The 17810-nt window shown below is 67.7% G+C and carries 12 protein-coding genes; 8 read left to right on the top strand and 4 right to left on the bottom strand.

Annotated features, from left to right (window positions below):
* Positions 1-78: 78 nt before the first annotated feature.
* Complete coding sequence (locus WQ53_RS07865; protein ID WP_052631642.1) at positions 79-2844, bottom strand: TonB-dependent receptor; 2766 nt, start codon at positions 2842-2844, stop codon at positions 79-81.
* A gap of 257 nt (positions 2845-3101) precedes the next feature.
* Between WQ53_RS07865 and WQ53_RS07860 the strand changes: the two genes are divergently transcribed.
* Positions 3102-4118, top strand: coding sequence for a sugar kinase (locus WQ53_RS07860; protein WP_052631640.1), 1017 nt, complete (start codon positions 3102-3104; stop codon positions 4116-4118).
* A 3-nt stretch (positions 4119-4121) separates the two neighbouring features.
* Here WQ53_RS07860 and WQ53_RS07855 read toward each other — a convergent pair whose 3' ends face one another.
* The 3 genes from WQ53_RS07855 to WQ53_RS07845 all read right to left on the bottom strand — a co-directional run bounded on the left by WQ53_RS07855 (position 4122) and on the right by WQ53_RS07845 (position 8450).
* Positions 4122-5054, bottom strand: a complete 933-nt coding sequence (locus WQ53_RS07855) for an MBL fold metallo-hydrolase (RefSeq protein ID WP_052633989.1) — start codon at positions 5052-5054, stop codon at positions 4122-4124.
* Positions 5055-5268: 214 nt separating this feature from the next.
* A complete protein-coding gene (locus tag WQ53_RS07850; protein WP_236685928.1) occupies positions 5269-7503 on the bottom strand; it encodes a patatin-like phospholipase family protein in 2235 nt (744 codons plus the stop codon).
* A gap of 137 nt (positions 7504-7640) precedes the next feature.
* On the bottom strand, positions 7641-8450 hold the full coding sequence (locus tag WQ53_RS07845; RefSeq protein ID WP_052631638.1) for a hypothetical protein: 810 nt from the start codon (positions 8448-8450) through the stop codon (positions 7641-7643).
* Positions 8451-8715: 265 nt separating this feature from the next.
* Here WQ53_RS07845 and WQ53_RS07840 point away from each other — a divergent pair, with 265 nt between their 5' ends.
* The 7 genes from WQ53_RS07840 to WQ53_RS07810 all read left to right on the top strand — a co-directional run bounded on the left by WQ53_RS07840 (position 8716) and on the right by WQ53_RS07810 (position 17810).
* Entirely contained in the window at positions 8716-9120 is a 405-nt protein-coding gene (locus WQ53_RS07840; RefSeq protein ID WP_052631636.1) for a hypothetical protein, read from the top strand.
* A 131-nt stretch (positions 9121-9251) separates the two neighbouring features.
* Positions 9252-9845 carry a YidH family protein gene (locus WQ53_RS07835; RefSeq protein ID WP_236685927.1) on the top strand — a complete coding sequence of 198 codons (594 nt, stop codon included), beginning with the start codon at positions 9252-9254 and terminating at the stop codon, positions 9843-9845.
* A 101-nt stretch (positions 9846-9946) separates the two neighbouring features.
* Complete coding sequence (locus WQ53_RS07830; RefSeq protein WP_082112909.1) at positions 9947-11554, top strand: arylsulfatase; 1608 nt, start codon at positions 9947-9949, stop codon at positions 11552-11554.
* 72 nt (positions 11555-11626) lie between these two features.
* Positions 11627-13948, top strand: a complete 2322-nt coding sequence (locus WQ53_RS07825) for an arylsulfatase (RefSeq protein WP_052631632.1) — start codon at positions 11627-11629, stop codon at positions 13946-13948.
* Positions 13949-14055: 107 nt separating this feature from the next.
* Positions 14056-15555, top strand: a complete 1500-nt coding sequence (locus tag WQ53_RS07820) for a DUF1254 domain-containing protein (RefSeq protein ID WP_052631630.1) — start codon at positions 14056-14058, stop codon at positions 15553-15555.
* A 170-nt stretch (positions 15556-15725) separates the two neighbouring features.
* Positions 15726-16664 (top strand): HAD family hydrolase, encoded by a 939-nt coding sequence (locus WQ53_RS07815; RefSeq protein WP_201774035.1) that lies wholly within the window; start codon positions 15726-15728, stop codon positions 16662-16664.
* A gap of 189 nt (positions 16665-16853) precedes the next feature.
* Positions 16854-17810, top strand: coding sequence for a formylglycine-generating enzyme family protein (locus WQ53_RS07810; protein ID WP_052631628.1), 957 nt, complete (start codon positions 16854-16856; stop codon positions 17808-17810).

The raw sequence follows: 17810 nt of genomic DNA, 5'->3' as shown, positions 1-17810 counted from the left end.
AAGGAAGGGAGCGATGCACAAAAAAGGCCGGGGCGGCTCTTGCCGCCCCGGCCTCGCACGGCACGCAGTATCAGGCGATCAGAACTTGTAGCGCAGACCCAGCAGGAACGTGCGGCCGGTCTCGCTGTACTCCAGCGGCAGCGCCACCGACGGGTTGGCGACCCACGATTCCTGCGCCTCGTTGGTCAGGTTGCTGCCTTCCAGGCTCACTTCGACGTTGTCGCTGATCTTGTAACGGATGGAGGCGTCCAGGACGGTGGTGCCGCTCTGGCCGTGGTAGCCGTTGGCGGCGCTGTTGAAGCCGGTTTCGGTACCGGGCACCTGGATCAGGAAGTCATCGCGGTTGGTGGCCGAGATGCGGCCGGAGAAGCGTGCGCCTTCGTAGAACAGCGTGGCGTTCCAGGAGTTCTTGGACTGGCCGGTCATGGCGGCCTTCTGCGCCGCGGCACCGGTCGACAGCAGGTACTGGATCTCCGAGTCGACGTAGGTGTAGTTCAGCTGCACGCCGAAGTCCTGCCAGAAGCCGGGCAGGAAGGTGAACGGCTGGGTGTAGTTGAATTCCAGGCCGGTCAGGTCGCCGCCGGGGGTGTTGATCGGAACGGTGAACACGAACTCGTCGGTGACCGAAGCGTTGGTGCCGTCGAGCAGGCTGGCGGGCAGGCCGCTGTCGGCATAGACCCTGGACTCGCGGGTGTTCTGGATGAAGCTGTCGATGTCCTTGTAGAACACGGCAAGGCCGAGCATCGCGCCTTCGTTGAAGTACCACTCGAAGCCCAGGTCGGCGGTCTTCGCGCGCGTCGGATTCAGCAGCGGGTTGCCGCCGCTGACCGTGCGCGCGCTGCCGCTGACGCTGACCGTGACGCCCGGGGTCAGGCTGCCCAGGCCCGGACGCGACATGACCTTGGCCGCGCCGAAGCGGACCAGGAAGTCCGGGGCGAGCTCCGCCACCAGGTTCAGCGACGGCAGGGTGTCGCTGTACTCGCGCGATACGGTGACTGCGGTCGGGACGCCGCTGGCGGTGGCGATGCCGCTCGAGGTCTGCTCGGTCTTGACGTAGCGCACGCCGAAATTGCCCGAGAGCGGGATCGGGCCCAGGTCGGTGGAGAACTTGCCCATCAGGTAGGCGCCGCGGTCCTTCTCCTCCACGCCGCGGTCGCTGGGCGCGAAGTTGGACAGGGCGAACGTGCCTTCGCCGCTGAGGACATCGAACAGGTCGACGATCTTGTCGAAGTCCGGCACGACCCAGGTGCCCGGCGCGCCGGTCAGGCCCTTGAGGCTGGCCAGCTCGGTCATGTCGGCCGGCACGATCCGGGTGCCGCTGGCGAAGTTCGGCACGATGGTCTCGTTAGCCGTGCGGCGGCGCTCGCTCGAATCGAAGCTGTAGTCCTTGGCCTGGATGCCGCCGACCAGGGTGAACGAGGGGCCGATCAGCCAGGTGAAGTCCAGCTGGCCGGTGTCGAACTCGTTGGTGACGTAGTTCTCGCGCAGGCGGATGGTGGACAGGGTCCAGCCGTTCGGGTCGGTCGGGTCGACGCCGTAGTTGAACACCGGCTTGTTCATGTTGCCGCGGTAGTCGTAGCTGTAACCCTGGACATCCAGCTTGTCCATCATGACCGTGGCCTGGACCGGATTCTTGTGCTCCGACTTGGACGTGCCGATCTTGCCCGACACGGTGAAGCTGTCGCTGAACTCGTGCTCGCCGTCCAGGCTGAACTGGTAGAACTCGGTGGTCCACTCGTCGTGGCGGTTCTCGGCGCGGATGTCGACGTTGTCCATCCGGGCGTAGACCAGTGCGCCGTTCCGGATCTCGCCATCGTTGACCAGGATCTGCGCCTTGCCGTCGGCGGTGGACTTGCTCAGGCCGTTGGCCTCGATGTACTTCTCGTCGCGCTGCGCGTCGATCTTCGAGTACAGCGCATCGAAGTTGAACTCGGTGCGGTCGGTCGGTCGGAACTGCAGCGCGCCGGTCACGCCCAGGCGCTTCTGGTCGTGTTCCATCAGCGTGTAGCGCGGGAAGCGCGGCGCGAAGACATCGGCGGACCTGGCCTGCTGGAATGGCGAGGCCGGGCTGAAGTTGCCGTTGGCCGGGCCGTTGGCCCAGCGCACCGTGCCGGTGCCTTCGTCGACGGTCTGGCGCTCGGAATAGGCCACCGACAACAGGGCGCCGAACTTGCCGTCGGCCCAGGTGTCGGCGATGAGGCCGGCGAAGCGCGGGCTGGCAGCGCCGGCAGCGTCGTTCCAGCTGGCCTGCACGTTGGTGACCGCGGTGAAGCCGTCGTAGTCGAACGGGCGCGCGGTCCGCAGGTCCACGGTGGCACCCAGGGAGCCTTCGTCCACGTCGGCCGATGCGGTCTTGCGCACGATCAGCTGCGAGAACAGGTCCGAGGCGAACACGTTGAAATCGAAGCCGCGGCCACGGTTGGTGCCGCCCTGGCCATCGGTGCTGCCGACGGTGCTCAGCGCTTCCAGCCCGTTCAGGCGCACGCGGGTGAAGTCCGGGCCAAGGCCACGGACGGTGATCTGGCGGCCTTCGCCGCCGTCGCGGGTGATGACCACGCCCGGGATGCGCTGCAGCGACTCGGCCAGGTTCAGGTCGGGGAACTTGCCGATGTCCTGGGCCACGACCGCGTCGACCATGCCCACCTCGCCGCGCTTGATGTCCAGGGCGCGCTCGAGGCTGGCCCGGTAGCCGGTGACCACCACCGTGTCCAGGTCGATGGCCTGTGCGGCGGGATCCTGCGCGGCGGCGTCCTGGGCGAACGCCGACGGCATGTACAGCGCCAGGCCGATCGACGCGGCCAGCAAGGTAACCGGTGTCTTCCGGCGGATGTTCCGGGTGTGCATATCCCCTCCCAGAGGAATACTCGTGAAATCGAGAGTGTCGGTATAGGTCTCTGCCAACGGGATGACACCGCTGGTCAAACGGGAACCTAACACCTGCCGACGGCCGCTTCATCTTGCAGCGCAGCACGGTCCGGCAGCGGCTACTGCCTCCCGGGGCGAACCTGCCGCTAGAATTGACACCGATAGTCAACGGCTGTCGCCTGCGCGGCATGCCACCATCGCACCGGTGCCCGGCGGCACTTCATCGAGGAGGGAAGATGGCGCGAGTCGTATGTTTCGGCGAACTGCTGCTGCGCCTGAGCGCGCCCGGCCGCGAGCGGCTGCTGCAGAGCCCGCAGCTGGAAGTGCGGATCGGCGGCGCCGAGGCCAACGTCGGCGTGTCCCTGTCCTGCTTCGGCCACCAGGTCGCGGCGGTGGGCACCGTGGCCGACAACGCGCTGGGCGAAGCGGCCGCCGGCGAACTGCGCCGCCACGGGCTGGACACCTCCGGCCTGCGCAAGGCGCCCGGCCGCATGGGCCTGTACTTCCTCGCGCCCGGCGCGATCCACCGTCCGGCCGAGGTGCTGTACGACCGCGCCGGCTCGGCCTTCGCCCTGGCCCCGGCCGACGCCTACGACTGGCCGGCGCTGCTGCAGGGCGCCGACTGGCTGCACCTGTCCGGGGTGACCCCGGCGCTGGGCGCCAACACCGCCGCCGCCGCCCTGGCCGCGGCCCGCGCCGCGCGCGCTGCCGGAGCGAAGGTCTCCTTCGACGGCAACTTCAGGCCGAAGCTGTGGGAGGTATGGCAGGGCGACGCCAGGGCGATCCTGTCCGAACTGATGGCCGAGGCCGACCTGCTGTTCGCCGACTACCGCGACATGGGCGTGGTCCTGGGCGGCCAGTACCCGCAGGCCGAGGCACTGGCCCGGGTCGAGGCCGCCGCGGCCGACGCGTTCGCCGCCTTCCCGCACCTGCAGTGGATGGCCTGCACCATCCGCGCCCCGCGCAACGTCGACCACCACGCCCTGTCCGGCGTGCTGGTCGACCGCGACCGCGGCACCGCGCTGGCGCCGCAGGAGGAAGTGGGCCCGATCGTCGACCGCATCGGTGGCGGCGACGCCTTCGCCGCCGGCGTGCTGCATGGCCTGATCGGCGGCTGGGAGCCGGAGCGCACCATCCGCTTCGGCCTGGCCGCCGGTTGCCTCAAGCATTCGATCCCGGGCGACTTCAACCTGGTGTCGGAAGCCGAGGTCGAGGCACTGGTCGGTGAAGGGCGCTACGACGTGCGCCGCTGAGGCTCAGCCTTCGGGCACCCACACGAAACCGTCGTCGCCGGCCTGGACATGCCCCAGGCCCGGGAACGGGAAGTGCACCGCATGGATGCGCAGGCCTTCGTCGGCGGCGCGCTGCAGCAGCGCGCGCCGGCTGGCTTCGGCCACCGGCGCGTCGCCGTCGAACTGCAGCGTCCACTCGGGGCGTCGCACCGAGACCACGTGGTGATGCACGGTGTCGCCGACATAGAGCAGGCGCTCGTCGCCCGACCCGATCTCGTAGGCGCTGTGTCCCGCGGTGTGGCCGTCCACGGCCACCGCGGCGACCACGCCGGGAATGATCGCCGCGCCTGGCTCGAAGGCCGCGACCTGCGGTGCGATCGCCGCCACCAGCGCGGCAGCGCCGGCACGCGCCTGCAGCGCCGACCATTCCGGCGCGGAGAGATGGATGGCGGCATTCGGGAAGGCGGGTGCGCCTTCGCCGGTCAGCAGCCCGCCGATGTGGTCCGGGTGCGCGTGCGACACGAAGACATCGGTGACTTCGGAAGGATCGACGCCCGCCTGCCGCAGCGAGGCAGGCAGGCGGCCGGCGCGGGCGAAGTCCGCGTCCCCGGCGCCGGTGTCGAACAGCAGGATCCGCGCGCCGCTGCGGACCAGCAGCGGCTGGATGCTCAGGTGCAGGGTGTCGGCCGGCAGCCCCGCTTCGGTCAGCAGCGCGGCCACCTGGTCGGTCGGCTGGCCGACACCGAAGACCGAGCCGTCGTTGGCAAGTTCGATGTCACCGTCCTTCAGCGCGACCGCCTCCAGCGCGCCGATGCGGAAGCGGAAGACGTCCGCATCGGCGACCGGCTGCGCGGCGGCGGCGTCCGGCGCGGGCCCAGGCGGCGGCTCCGAACAGCCGGCCAGTGCGGCGCCGGCCATCAGCGCGGCCATCAGCAGGGAAGGCGGATTGCGGATCATGGACGGCTCCGGAAGGAACTGGCGGCACAGCGCCGGGACGTCGCCGAGCGTAGGCAGGCGGCGATCCCGCGGCAAGGCGATCCACCGGAATCAGCGTTCCACGTCCGCCCGATGCGCGCACATTGCCGGCGCCTCGTGCTTCCGGGAGGCGCGGCTGGGGAAAGCGCCTGCCGCCTCGCGGGAATGACGGGCAGATGCGAACTGCCGACCTCTCCTAGAACGGCTTGCCGATCTCCAGGAACAGCAGTCCCCGCCCGCCCTCGCGCATGCCGTAACCGAACAGCATCGGCCCGATCCACGAGTCGAAGCCCAGGTACACGCTGCCGTTGAGCACGCCGTCGCCCCAGTCCATGTCGCTGCGCCGCTCCCAGGCGTTGCCGTATTCCAGGGTCGAGCCGACCACCGCCGAGCGGCTGAACACCGAGGCCAGCTGGTAGCTGTAGCCGACCATCACCACCGCGTAGTTCTGCCCGGTCAGCTCGTTGTAGTGGAAGCCCACCAGCCGCCCGCGGCCGCCCATCCGGTAGCGCTCGTGCAGCGGCAGGAACCCGGACAGGGTGCTGTGGTAGGCCAGCCCGGCCTGCAGCGCGTGGCGGCCGAACGGCAGCGCGCCCAGCAGGTCCAGGCCGGCTTCCTCGAACTCGGACGAGCCGCCGAGCCAGTCGGCGGTGGCGCGGTAGCTGATCCGGCCCCAGTAGCCCTGGCGCGGGAAGTACAGGCTGTCGAGCCGGTCCACCGCGGCGTAGGCGAACCAGGCGCCGGTGCCGACATCCACGTCCGGCAGCGCCGGGTTGCCGACCTCCACTTCCGCCTCGCCGCTGCTGCGTTCGACGCCAACCTCGGCTGCGCCATACAGACCGAACGTCCTGCCCAGGCTGAGCAGGACGCCGGCCACCTGCGCATCGTAGGTGGCGATGCGGTCGCCGTCCGGGCCGAACACCGGCACGGTGCTGCTCTGCGCGCCGAGCCGGCCGTAGAAGTACCAGCGCGCCTGCGGATCGAACGGGTGGTAGTACTCGCCCTGCACCGTCGGTTCGCTGCCCAGGCCGACCAGCACCCGCGCCTCGGCGCCGTAGGCAGTGACCGGCGAACGCAGCAGGGCCAGGCGCAGGCTCGATTCGTAGGTGCCGCTGAAGTCGGTCTCCAGTCGGAAGCCGGCCTGCAGGTAGTTCGGTCCCTGCGGCTTCTCGCGCGCCCGCACCACCACCCCGGTGCGCCCGTCGGCGTCGCGCTCGACCGCGTAGGTGACGCTGGCGAAAGTGCCCTGGCTGTACGCGCGCAGCGTCGCTTCTTCCAGCTTCCCCGCGTCCAGTGGCTGGCCCACCGGGATGTCGATGATGCCGGCGAGCACCGCGTCGTCGTAGCGGCTCTCGTTCTCCAGGCGCACGTACTGCACGACGATCGGCCGCTGGTCCACCTGCGGCACCGGTGCCGCGCCGCGCCAGCGGGGCAGCCCGGCCAGCCGTGGCACCGCCGCGGCGGCGGCGGCATCGCCGATGCGCAGCGCCTCGGCCGCCTTCTGGAAATCGGCCGTGGCCACCTCGCTGCCCAGCGCCGGCACGATCAGCACGTCACCCTCGCCCAGCCGCGCAGTGGAACTGTGGGTGTTGCCCACGGTCAGCATGCCGGTCAGCTGCGAAATCACCTGCAGCACGCTGGCGTCGCTGCCCAGTTCGGCCAATGGCGTGCCCACGTCCACGGCGATGACGATATCGGCGCCCATCCGCCGCACCGTGTCGATCGGTACCTGCTCGGCGATGCCGCCGTCGATCAGCACGCGGCCGTCGATCTCCACCGGCTGGAAGATGCCGGGCAGCGACATCGAGGCACGCATCGCCTCGGCCAGGCTGCCGGAGCCCAGCTCGACCGGCTGGCCGGTGTTGAGGTCGGTGCCGATGGCGCGGAACGGGATCGGCAGCCGGTCGAAGTCATGGGTGGTGCTGACCGCCAGGGTCTGGCGCTCGAACAGCGACAGGATCCGCTCGCCCTGCAGCACGCCCGGCGACACTCGCACCCGGCCGCCGCTGATGCCGACGCCGATCGTGGCCACGCCGTCGCGATCGTCCTGCTTGCGCCGGTAGGAGCGCTGCTGGCGCGGGATCGAATCGTCGAACAGCCGCTTCCAGTCCGTCTCCAGGACCAGCTTCTCCATATCCTCGAGCGGCACGCCCGCCGCGTACAGCCCGCCGACCAGCGAGCCCATGCTGGTGCCGGCGATGCAGTCCACCGGGATGCGCAATTCCTCCAGCTTGCGCAGCACGCTGATGTGGGCCATGCCGCGCGCGCCGCCGCCGCCCAGGGCCAGGCCTATGCGCGGGCGGGTAAGGTCACCGTCGCGCTGCGGGCAGGACCGGCCGGGCTCGGCGGCGACGGCCGGCTCGGGCGGCAGGCCGCCGAACAGGGCGAGCAGGCCGGCGAGGAGAAGCGGGGAAATCGGCCTGCTCTTCACGTGTGTCCACCCGAATGGCATACGGTCGCTCGGCAGGATTCCATGGCATCGCGGTGCCGGGCGCAAGCCGGATCCTGCATGAACGATGGCGGCCGCTGGCCAGTAGGGCGGCGGCCACACGCACGTTGCCGCTCCACCTATTCGGGGAATACCAGCGTCACCGACAGGCGCGCGGTCCAGCGGTTGGCGTACTCGGGCCGCTCGACGTTGTAGAAGCCGCCGAAGCCGAAGCTGACCGGCATCCGTCCGATCGGCACGACCTTGGACGCGGTCAGGCCCAGAGGCACCGTCCAGCGGTCGCCCGATGCGGCCTCCCAGTTGTAGGAGATCTCCGAGGTCGAGTTGATCGCCCAGCCCTTGGGCAGGCTGTAGGCCACGAATGGCTGCACGTTGGTGATCACCACGTCATCGCGGTCGCGGTCGCCGCCGACCGACCACAGGTGGTTGCCGAGCATGCCCAGGGTCCACTTGCCGGCCTTGTGCACCAGGATGAAGGCCGGTCCCAGCGAGTACTTGCCGGTACCCAGGCTGTCGTGGCCGGCGGTATCGATCATGGCCGCCGCACCGAAGCCGATCTCGGTCGCCCTCTCCTGGCCGGGATGCGTGGGGATGTAGTAGCCCTGCACGAACAGGTCGCCGAAGCCGTGCCTGCGTTCGGGGAACTCGTTCCACTGGTAGGGCAGGATCGGCCGCAGCAGGAACTTGCCGCGCTCGCCGACGAACGGTATCACCGGCTGCACCTTGAACTGCTGGTTGTCGTAGTCGCCACCCGGGCCGGCCGAGCCGAGGTAGTTGTACTGGAACGGCACCGACACCATTGCCGCGCCCGGATCCTGCAGCTTCCTGGCGATCTCGTCCACGCTTCCGCCGGCCTGTGCCTGGGCGCCAGTGCAGGCAGACCATCCCGCCACCAGCAGCACGCTGAAGAACAGCGGACGACGTTCCATGGCGTGATCCTCCAGCGTTATTCGCGATGACGACGCGCTTTGTAAAAGTGGCGTGAAAGCCGGTGTGAAGCATTAAGCATGACCACCGAAAAACGCTGCACGTGTTGCCTATTCCCGCTGTTGCGCGCCGCTCCGTGCCGGCGCATATTGCGCCTCCGGTTTGCGCGCGGCCACGGTGGAAATACCTAGCCGCCACTCGGGGTAAATCCGCTTGTCGCGGATGCAGGTAAGGACGACCCTTGCGCAGCCGAACCAGGAGCACGCCATGGATGCGTTTCTGGATATCCCTCACCGGTTCTGGGCCGACATGGTCGGCCGCTCCGACGGACCGATGACGTTCCGCTTCTTCCTGCAGCCGACCATGGCGCTGCTGATGGCGCTGCGCGACGGGATCAAGGACGCCAGGGCTGGCCGCCAGCCGTATTACGTGCACATGCGCGACGCAGAACCGGCGGAGCGCAAGCGCGCCTGGCGCGAAGGCGTCAGCGCGACCGCGCGCATCCTGCTGCTGGGCGTGGGCATGGATGTGATCTACCAGTTCAGGGTGTTCGGCGGCTTCCGCTATCCGGTGGAGACATTCGTCATCGCCATCGTGCTCGGCTTCCTGCCGTACCTGGTCCTGCGCGGTCCGGTCACGCGCATCGCCAGGAAATTCATCAAGCCGGACTGATCCCGTTCCCTTGTTCCCTGGCAGAAGGGGTGCATTGCATGGCTTCGATCGGCAAAGCGATACCGGTGGGTTCCCCTTCGGTGCGGGACGATGTGCTGCCCGCGCGACCCGCGCGGCTTCCGGAATGGCAGTTGCCGCCGGTTCCCACGGTCGACAAATCCAATTCGGACATGGCCTCGGTCGAATACTCGGCCTACCGCACCGAGCTTTCGCACCACCGCACCGGGCTGTCCGACCATCGCACCGACCTGTCCGAATACCGCACGGACCTGTCGATGCACCGCACCGATCTGTCGACCGAGCGTACCGAGATGTCGATGCGCCGCACCGGCATGTCGTTCCAGCGCACCCGGCTCAGCGCCGAGCGCACGTTGATGTCGGTGATCCGCACCTCGCTGTCGCTGATCGGCTTCGGCTTCACCATCTACCAGGTCTTCGCCAAGCTGGTGGACGTGCCCGGGGTCAAGCTCGGCAGCGAGGCGCCTCGCAACTTCGGCGTATCGCTGGTCGCGCTCGGCATCGCGATGCTGGTGCTGGGCATCGTCTACCACGTCAACTACATGAAGGAACTGCGCGCCGAGCGCAGCGCCATGACTGGCGATGGCCTGATCCATGGCGAGTCGCGGTATCCCCTCTCGTTCACCCTGCTGACCGCGCTGGCACTACTAGTGCTGGGGCTGCTTGCCATCGTCAGCATGGTGTTCGGCATCGCGCCGTTCGGGTAAAGCCCGTCCCGGTCGCAACCACAAGGAAAGCGCTCCCTCCGCCTTGTCGGTGGACGCGCACCCATCGGCGGCAACGCAAGCCAGTTCAAGGAGATACGGAAATGGTGAGGGCGAAAGAAACAACGAAGTCCGCGAAGTCCGCGAAGCCGGCGACGGGCAAGGCGGGCGGTTCCGCCAGGAAGCAGCCGAACATCCTGGTCATCTGGGGCGACGACATCGGCATCTCGAACCTGAGTTGCTACTCGCACGGCCTGATGGGCTACCGGACGCCCAACATCGACCGCATCGCGCGCGAAGGCATGATTTTCACCGATAGCTACGGCGAGCAGAGCTGCACCGCCGGCCGCTCGTCCTTCATCACCGGCCAGAGCGTGTACCGCACGGGCCTGTCGAAGGTGGGCTTGCCGGGCGCGCCGGTCGGCATGAGCGAGAAGCTGGTGACGATCGCTGCCCTGCTCAAGGAGCAGGGCTACGCCACCGGCCAGTTCGGCAAGAACCACCTGGGCGATCTCAACCACATGCTGCCCACCAACCACGGGTTCGACGAGTTCTACGGCAACCTCTACCACCTCAACGCCGAGGAAGAGCCGGAGATGGAGGACTATCCGCCGGCCACGGATTTCCCGAAGTTCCGCGACACCTTCGGGCCACGCGGCGTGCTCCACTCGTGGGCCACGGACAAGGACGACGCCACGACGCATCCGCGCTGGGGCAGGGTCGGCAAGCAGAAGATCGAGGATACCGGGCCGCTCACGCGCAAGCGGATGGAGACCTGCGACGACGACTTCGTTGCGGCGGCGAAGGATTTCATCAAGCGGCAGGAGAAGGCCGGCAAGCCCTGGTTCGTGTGGCTGAACACCACCCACATGCACCTGTACACGCACACCAAGCCCAAGAGCCGCGGCCAGGCGGGGCGCTGGCAATCCGCCTACCACGACACGATGGTCGACCACGACAAGAACGTGGGCCAGATGCTGGACTTCCTGGATGAGATCGGGGTCGCCGACGACACCTTCGTGCAGTACTCGACCGACAATGGTCCGCACCGCAATTCCTGGCCGGATGCGGGGACCACCCCGTTCCGCAGCGAGAAGAACACCAACTGGGAGGGCGCGTTCCGGGTCCCGCTGATCGTGCGCTGGCCCGGCCGCGTCGAGGCCGGGTCGGTCAGCAACGAGATCGTCCAGCACCACGACTGGCTCCCCACCTTCCTCGACATGGCCGGCGCGCCCGACGTCGTCGACAAGCTGAAGAAGGGCTACAAGGCCATCGGCCGCACGTACAAGAACCACATCGATGGCGTGAGCCTGCTCGGATACATCACCGGCAAGGAGAAGAAGAGTCCCCGCAATTTCTTCTTCTACTTCAGTGACGACGGCGACGTGCTGGCCGTACGCATGGACAACTGGAAGGTCACCTTCATGGAGCAGCGTACCGCGGGGGGGCTTGCCGTCTGGCGGGATCCATTCGTTCGACTGCGTGCGCCGGTCCTCTACAACCTGCGTACCGATCCGTACGAGTTCGCGACGGTCACTTCCAACACCTACAACGACTGGATGATGCAGCACGCTTTCCTCATCTATGCCGTACAGGCGGTCGCCGGGAAGTTCGCGGAGACGTTCAAGGAATTCCCGGCCGTCCAGAAGCCCAACAGCTTCACCATCGATGACGCAATGGCGAAGATGAGTGAGGCTGCCGCAGGCGACTGAACGGATGTGCATGCATCGCATCGGCCCGCCGCTGCTGCCCGGCGGGCTTCCCCGACTGAAGTGGAGACGGACATGAGCCGGACGTTCAACGGAACCATCAGCCTCGACATCCGCGATTCGGAACCGGACTGGGAAGCCTTCCTCGACGCCAAGGCGCCGAAGGACGCGCCCAACGTGCTGGTGATCCTGTACGACGATACGGGCCAGGCGGCCTGGTCGCCGTACGGCGGCCGGATCGAGATGCCTACCCTCGACAGGCTGGCGAAGAACGGACTGACGTATACGCAATGGCACACCACGTCGGTATGCTCGCCCACCCGCTCGTGCTTCCTGACCGGCCGCAACCACCACTCCAATGGCTTCGGCACGATCGCCGAGTCGGCGGCCGGGTTCCCCGGCTATGCCGGCCACATCCCGCCGGAGAACGCGACCATCGCCACGGTCCTGCGCGACGCGGGATGGAGCACCTTCTGGGTCGGCAAGAACCACAACGTGCCGGTGGACGCCTTCGACATCGGCGCAAACCGCAAGCACTGGCCGCTGGGGCTGGGCTATGACCGCTTCTACGGCTTCATCGGCGGCGAGACCAACCAGTGGTACCCGGAACTGATCGAGGACAACCACTTCGTCCAGCAGCCATACATGCCCGAGGAGGGTTACCACTTCTCGCGGGACATCGTCGACAAGGCGATCGGCTTCATCCGCGACACCCGACAGTCGCGCGCCGACAAGCCCTGGTACCTGTGGCTGTGCCCCGGCGCCAACCACGCCCCGCACCACGCGCCCCAGGAGTACATCGACAAGTACAAGGGCAAGTTCGACGATGGCTACGACGCCTACCGGACGTGGGTGCTGGCGCGGATGATCGAGAAGGGCATCCTGCCCGACGGCACCGCGTTGACCCCGTTCAACCCGATGAGCGACGGCACGTTCGTGGAGGCTGATGGCGTGCGGCCCTGGGACACGCTGTCGGCCGACGAGAAGCGCCTGTTCAGCCGGATGGCCGAGGTGTATGCGGCGTTCTCGGAATACACCGACGTGCAGATCGGGCGCCTGGTCGACTACCTGGAGGAATCGGGCCAGCTGGACAACACGCTGATCCTCTACTGCGCCGACAACGGTGCCTCCGGCGAAGGCAGCCCCGACGGATCGGTCAACGAGAACCGGTTCTTCAACGGCTATCCCGATGACATCGAGTCGAACCTGGCGATGATCGACCGGCTCGGTTCGCCCGACACCTACAACCACTATCCCACCGGCTGGGCGGTCGCATTCAGCACGCCGTACCGGATGTTCAAGCGCTATTCCCAATACGCAGGAGGCACCTGCGACCCGCTGGTCGTGCACTGGCCGAAGGGCATCAAGGCCAGGGGCGAGGTGCGGAACCAATACCACCATTGCACCGACATCGTGCCCACCATCCTCGAATGCTGCGGAATCCGGTTCCCGGACGTCGTGGAAGGCGTAAAGCAGGCGCCGCTCCACGGCGTATCGATGCGCTACAGCTTCGACGATGCCGGGACGCCCACACGCAAGGAAACCCAGTACTACGAGATGCTCAGCACGCGCGGCATCTGGCACAAGGGCTGGAAGGCGGCCACGGAACACGGCCCGATGATCAACACCGGCAAGTTCGACCAGGACCGCTGGCAGCTGTTCCACACCGACGAGGACCGCGCCGAGGCGCACGACCTGGCGGACAGGCATCCGGAGAAGGTCAAGGAACTGGCCGCGCTCTGGCTGGCCGAGGCGGAGAAGTACAACGCCCTGCCGCTCAACGACTATGGTGTGGTCGGCATCCATTCGCTGGAGTACAAGGTGGCGCCGCCCGAGGACGGCCGCTACGTCTACTATCCGGGTACGACGGAGGTGCCCGAGGCTTCGGCCGCGAGGACGCTGGGCGCGTCGTTCAAGATCCTGGCCGAGGTCGAGTTCACCGCCGATTCGCAGGGCGTGGTCGTATCGCAGGGCTCGCGCTTCGGCGGCTATACCCTGTTCGTCAAGGACGACAAGCTCAATTTCGTCTACAACTTCCTCGGCATCCCGCCCGAGCAGAAGCTCGCCGGCCCGGTGCCGGCGCCGGGCAAGCACGTCGTCGGCGTCGAGTTCAAGAAGGCCTCGATCAGCGAGAAGAACGAAACGCTGGGCACGACGACGCTGTACGTGGATGACGAGGCCATCGGCAGCGCCGACATGCGCACCAACAGCGGCCACTACTCGCTGGCGGGCGAGGGCCTGGCCGTCGGCTACGACAGCGGCGACCCGGTGTCGAAGGAGTACCCGCCGGGCTTCCCCTTCAAGGGCGGCCGGGTCATCAAGGTGATCTACGACGTGGCCGACGACGCCTACATCGACATCGAGCGGCGGTTCGCCGCGGCGCTGGCCAGGGACTGAGCCCGGCGACTTCGAACGCATGAAGAAATGAGACCGGGCCGGGCTGCCTCCGCAGACCTGGCCACCTTTCGACCCTGGTCATCGGCCAGGCGCACCCGGAGATCATCATGGCGACCGCGAACGAATCCCAGGCCGTCCCCTACCGCTCGCGATCCTTGAATCCGGCCAATCCCGGGCTCAGGAACGGGGCCGGCGCGCCGGCGGTCCTGGCCAACGAGCGTTACGTGGAGGCGCTTGCCCGCGTCGTTTACATCTGGGGCCATGCGTTGGTGAACGTGTTCGGCCGTACCGGCACATGGGAGCTGATGAAAGGTCACGGCGCAGGCATGGCAATGGGTCTGTTCCCGGGGTCGCCCAAGAACCGCATGGGCTATGTCGACGATTACCTGCCGGCTGCGCAGCGCAAGATCGTTACGCCCAACAACGACACGATCTACGGCGCCTGCTTCGCGGATCTCGGCGAGGAACCGGTGGTGGTGCAGACACCGGCGGACGTGCCCGAAGGCCACTACTGGACGATCCAGATCGTCGACGCGTTCACCACGGTCACCCACCAGCTGGGCTCTGCGTCCGCCACGCCGGCCGGCAAGTACCTGCTGGTCGGTCCGGACTGGACGGGCGACGCGCCACCTGGGTTCGCAAGGGTATTGCGATCGCCGACCAACCTGGCCGTGATCATGGCCCGCAGTTTCGCGGCGCGCACGGCCGAGGCAAAGGCCCGGGCGCGGGCGGTGCTCAACCAGATGGGCGCGACGCCCCTGAGCGAGGACGCCCCGGGGCGGCGTGAGTTCGACTGCGAGGCGAGCGCGCGCAACAAGGTCTACCCGAAGGACCTGACCGCCGAGATGCTGGCGGCCGACCCCGACCTTCTCCGCAACCGGCCTGTCCATGGCGACACCTTCTGGGAGGAACTGGAGAAGGCGCTCGATGCCAATCCGAAGGTGGGTCCCGACGACGCGGCCATGGCAGAGCAGGCGCGCACCCTGATCGCATTGCGCAAGAGTGATCCTCGCTGGAAGGGCCTGCTCGATCGCGCGGCGCTCGCCGCCGACACCGAGCTGTACGAGGGTGCCCGCTACGAGCAGGTGGGAGTCGACTGCGGCAATGGCTGGCAGCGGCAGGAAAACGGCGGAACGTGGGGAACCGATTGGTTCGGGCGCGCGCAGGCAGCCGCGATCTACATCTTCGTCAACGACTATCACGAGGCCACCTATTTTATCCGTGGTGTCGACGCGAAGGGTGAGTTGCTTCAGGGGCGCTACCGCTACACCATGCGTTTCGAGAAGGACCAGCTGCCGCCCGTCGATCGCGCGCGCGGCGGCTTCTGGTCGCTCACCATGTACGACCGCGACTATTTCATGATGCCGACCAGCCCGAACGGGCGGCACAACATCGGCAGCGTGAACCTCGACGCCAACGAACTCCGATTTGCCGCCGACGGTTCGCTGACATTGGTGCTTTCACACGAGGAACCGGTTGACCAAGATGACAAGGCCAACTGGCTGCCTGCTCCCGGCGAGCAGTTCGCGCTCCTGGTCCGCGCCTATGTTCCGACAGGCCCGATCCTCGACGGAAGTTACAAGTTGCCCGATGTGGAGCGGTCTTGAAGTAAGACGCCGGGCCTCCTTCACCACAACTGCACGACCAGTCCGCAGGGCGAAGAATTGATGATGAGCAGCGCGACCGCGAAGGGCTTCTCCGGCCATGAGCGACGGCTGCTGGAAGTTCCCCGAAGCCCAGCCGATGCAATGACCGCAGAACAGGAGATACGACTTCCATGACCGCAAGCGTGCTCCCCAGCTGGAAGGACAGTCCGACCCGGACCGCGATCGTCGATTTCGTGCAGCGCGTGACCGCCGAGGGTTCGCCGGACCACCTGCCGCCCGAGGCGCGCATCGCCGTGTTCGACAACGACGGCACCCTGTGGTGCGAGCAGCCGTTCCCGATCCAGACCGGCTTCCTGTTCGGCAAGCTCGCCGAGCAGGTCAAGGCCGATCCATTGCTGGGCGCGAAACAACCCTGGAAGGCGGTGGTCGAGAACGACCATGCGTGGCTGGGCAACGCCATCACCAAGCACTACGGCGGCGACGACAGCGACCTGAAGGTGATGGCGGCGGGGCTGCTGTCGGCCTATGCCGGCGAGCGTGTGGAGGATTTCGCGGCGAAGGCCGAAGCATTCCTGCGCAATTCGGAGAATCCGGTGCTCAAGCGCCCCAACCTCAAGACGGCCTACGCGCCGATGCGCGAGCTGCTGCGCTACCTGGCCGACAATGGCTTCACCAGCTACATCGTTTCCGGCGGCGGCCGCGACTTCATACGCCCGATTGCTCGCGAACTCTACGGAGTGCCGCCGGAGCGCGTGGTCGGCACGAGCGTCGAACTGGAATACCGCGAAGACGCCGAGGGCAGGCCGGGCCTGTACCACACGCCGAAGCTGGAGGTGTTCGACGACGGCCCGACCAAGGTCGCGCGCATCTGGAGCCGGATCGGCGCGCGGCCGGTGTTCGCGGCCGGCAACGCCAACGGCGACCTGCCGATGCTCAAGGCCACGACCTGGGACGCGCCCGCATCGCTGGCGCTGGTCGTGCACCACGACGACGGCGAGCGCGAGCCGGCGTACACCGCGGGCGCCGAGAAGCTGCTGCAGGCAGCCAATGAAAACGGCTGGGCGGTGGCGAGCGTGAAGAACGACTGGACAACGGTTTTCGTCGACTGAGCATCAACCGCTGCCCTCGTACGCGAGGGCAATTGCTCAACAACGGGAGAGCGACGTGGTACACGACACATCCGGCATCGATTCGCGCGAGGAAATCGCCTGTGCGGTCGGTCTCCGTTCGCCCATTCGACAAGGCCGGGCCGCTGACGGATATTGGGCGCCTCGGACGAGGAAGGATCCTGTTCGGCCATGAACATCGAGACCAACCGCCCACCGGTCCTCGACGAGATGGTGAAGGTGCCTGGCGGCACCTTCACCATGGGCTCGGACCACCACTACCCGGAGGAGAAGCCGGCCCACAAGGTGCGGGTGGACGGGTTCTGGATCGACCGGCACCTGGTGAGCAACCGCCAGTTCGCGCGCTTCGTCGCCGAGACGGGCCACGTCACCCTGGCCGAGAAGCCTGTCGACCCGGACGACTATCCCGGCGCCGACCCGGCGCTGCTGGCGCCGGCCTCGGTGGTACTGATGCCGCCACCGGGGCGGGTGGACCTGCGCAACCACTACAACTGGTGGCAGTACGTCCCCGGCGCCGACTGGCGCCATCCGCGTGGGCCGGACAGTTCGATCGAAGGCCTGGAAGACCACCCGGTCGTGCACGTGGCCTACGAGGATGCGCTGGCCTACGCGCGCTGGGCCGGCAAGGAGCTGCCGACCGAGGCCGAATGGGAGTACGCATCCAAGGGCGGCAGCGACGGCAGCGAGTTCGCCTGGGGCGACGAGCTGGTGCCCGACGGGCGCTACATGGCCAACACCTGGCAGGGCGAATTTCCGTGGGAGCAGCAGGCGCTGGACGGTTATCCGTGGACCTCGCCGGTCGGCGCATTCCCGGCCAATGGCTACGGCCTGTTCGACATGATCGGCAACGTCTGGGAATGGACCGTGGACTGGTACCAGGACCATGGCCGCATCCAGCGCACCTGCTGCACCCTGGACAACCCGCGCGGCGGCAGCGCCGAGGACAGCGCCGACCCGCGCACGCCGCAGCTGCGCATCCCGCGCCGGGTCACCAAGGGCGGCTCGCACGCCTGCGCACCGAACTACTGCCGGCGCTACCGGCCGGCGGCGCGGATGGCGCAGCCGGTCGATACCTCGACCTCGCACGTCGGCTTTCGCTGCATCGTCCGCGAGCCCGGGGAGGGATGA

It is taken from the genome of Pseudoxanthomonas suwonensis, assembly GCF_000972865.1.
GTDB lineage: Bacteria > Pseudomonadota > Gammaproteobacteria > Xanthomonadales > Xanthomonadaceae > Pseudoxanthomonas > Pseudoxanthomonas suwonensis_B.
This window is presented reverse-complemented; position numbering and strand designations above follow the sequence as displayed.

Coding starts and splice junctions, on each gene's coding strand:
- WQ53_RS07845 (WP_052631638.1), bottom strand. CDS start 8,450: ATGGAACGTCGTCCGCTGTTCTTCAGCGTGCTGCTGGTGGCGGGATGG.
- WQ53_RS07825 (WP_052631632.1), top strand. CDS start 11,627: ATGAGCCGGACGTTCAACGGAACCATCAGCCTCGACATCCGCGATTCG.
- WQ53_RS07810 (WP_052631628.1), top strand. CDS start 16,854: ATGAACATCGAGACCAACCGCCCACCGGTCCTCGACGAGATGGTGAAG.
- WQ53_RS07830 (WP_082112909.1), top strand. CDS start 9,947: ATGGTGAGGGCGAAAGAAACAACGAAGTCCGCGAAGTCCGCGAAGCCG.
- WQ53_RS07855 (WP_052633989.1), bottom strand. CDS start 5,054: ATGATCCGCAATCCGCCTTCCCTGCTGATGGCCGCGCTGATGGCCGGC.
- WQ53_RS07815 (WP_201774035.1), top strand. CDS start 15,726: ATGACCGCAAGCGTGCTCCCCAGCTGGAAGGACAGTCCGACCCGGACC.
- WQ53_RS07820 (WP_052631630.1), top strand. CDS start 14,056: ATGGCGACCGCGAACGAATCCCAGGCCGTCCCCTACCGCTCGCGATCC.
- WQ53_RS07860 (WP_052631640.1), top strand. CDS start 3,102: ATGGCGCGAGTCGTATGTTTCGGCGAACTGCTGCTGCGCCTGAGCGCG.
- WQ53_RS07840 (WP_052631636.1), top strand. CDS start 8,716: ATGGATGCGTTTCTGGATATCCCTCACCGGTTCTGGGCCGACATGGTC.
- WQ53_RS07865 (WP_052631642.1), bottom strand. CDS start 2,844: ATGCACACCCGGAACATCCGCCGGAAGACACCGGTTACCTTGCTGGCC.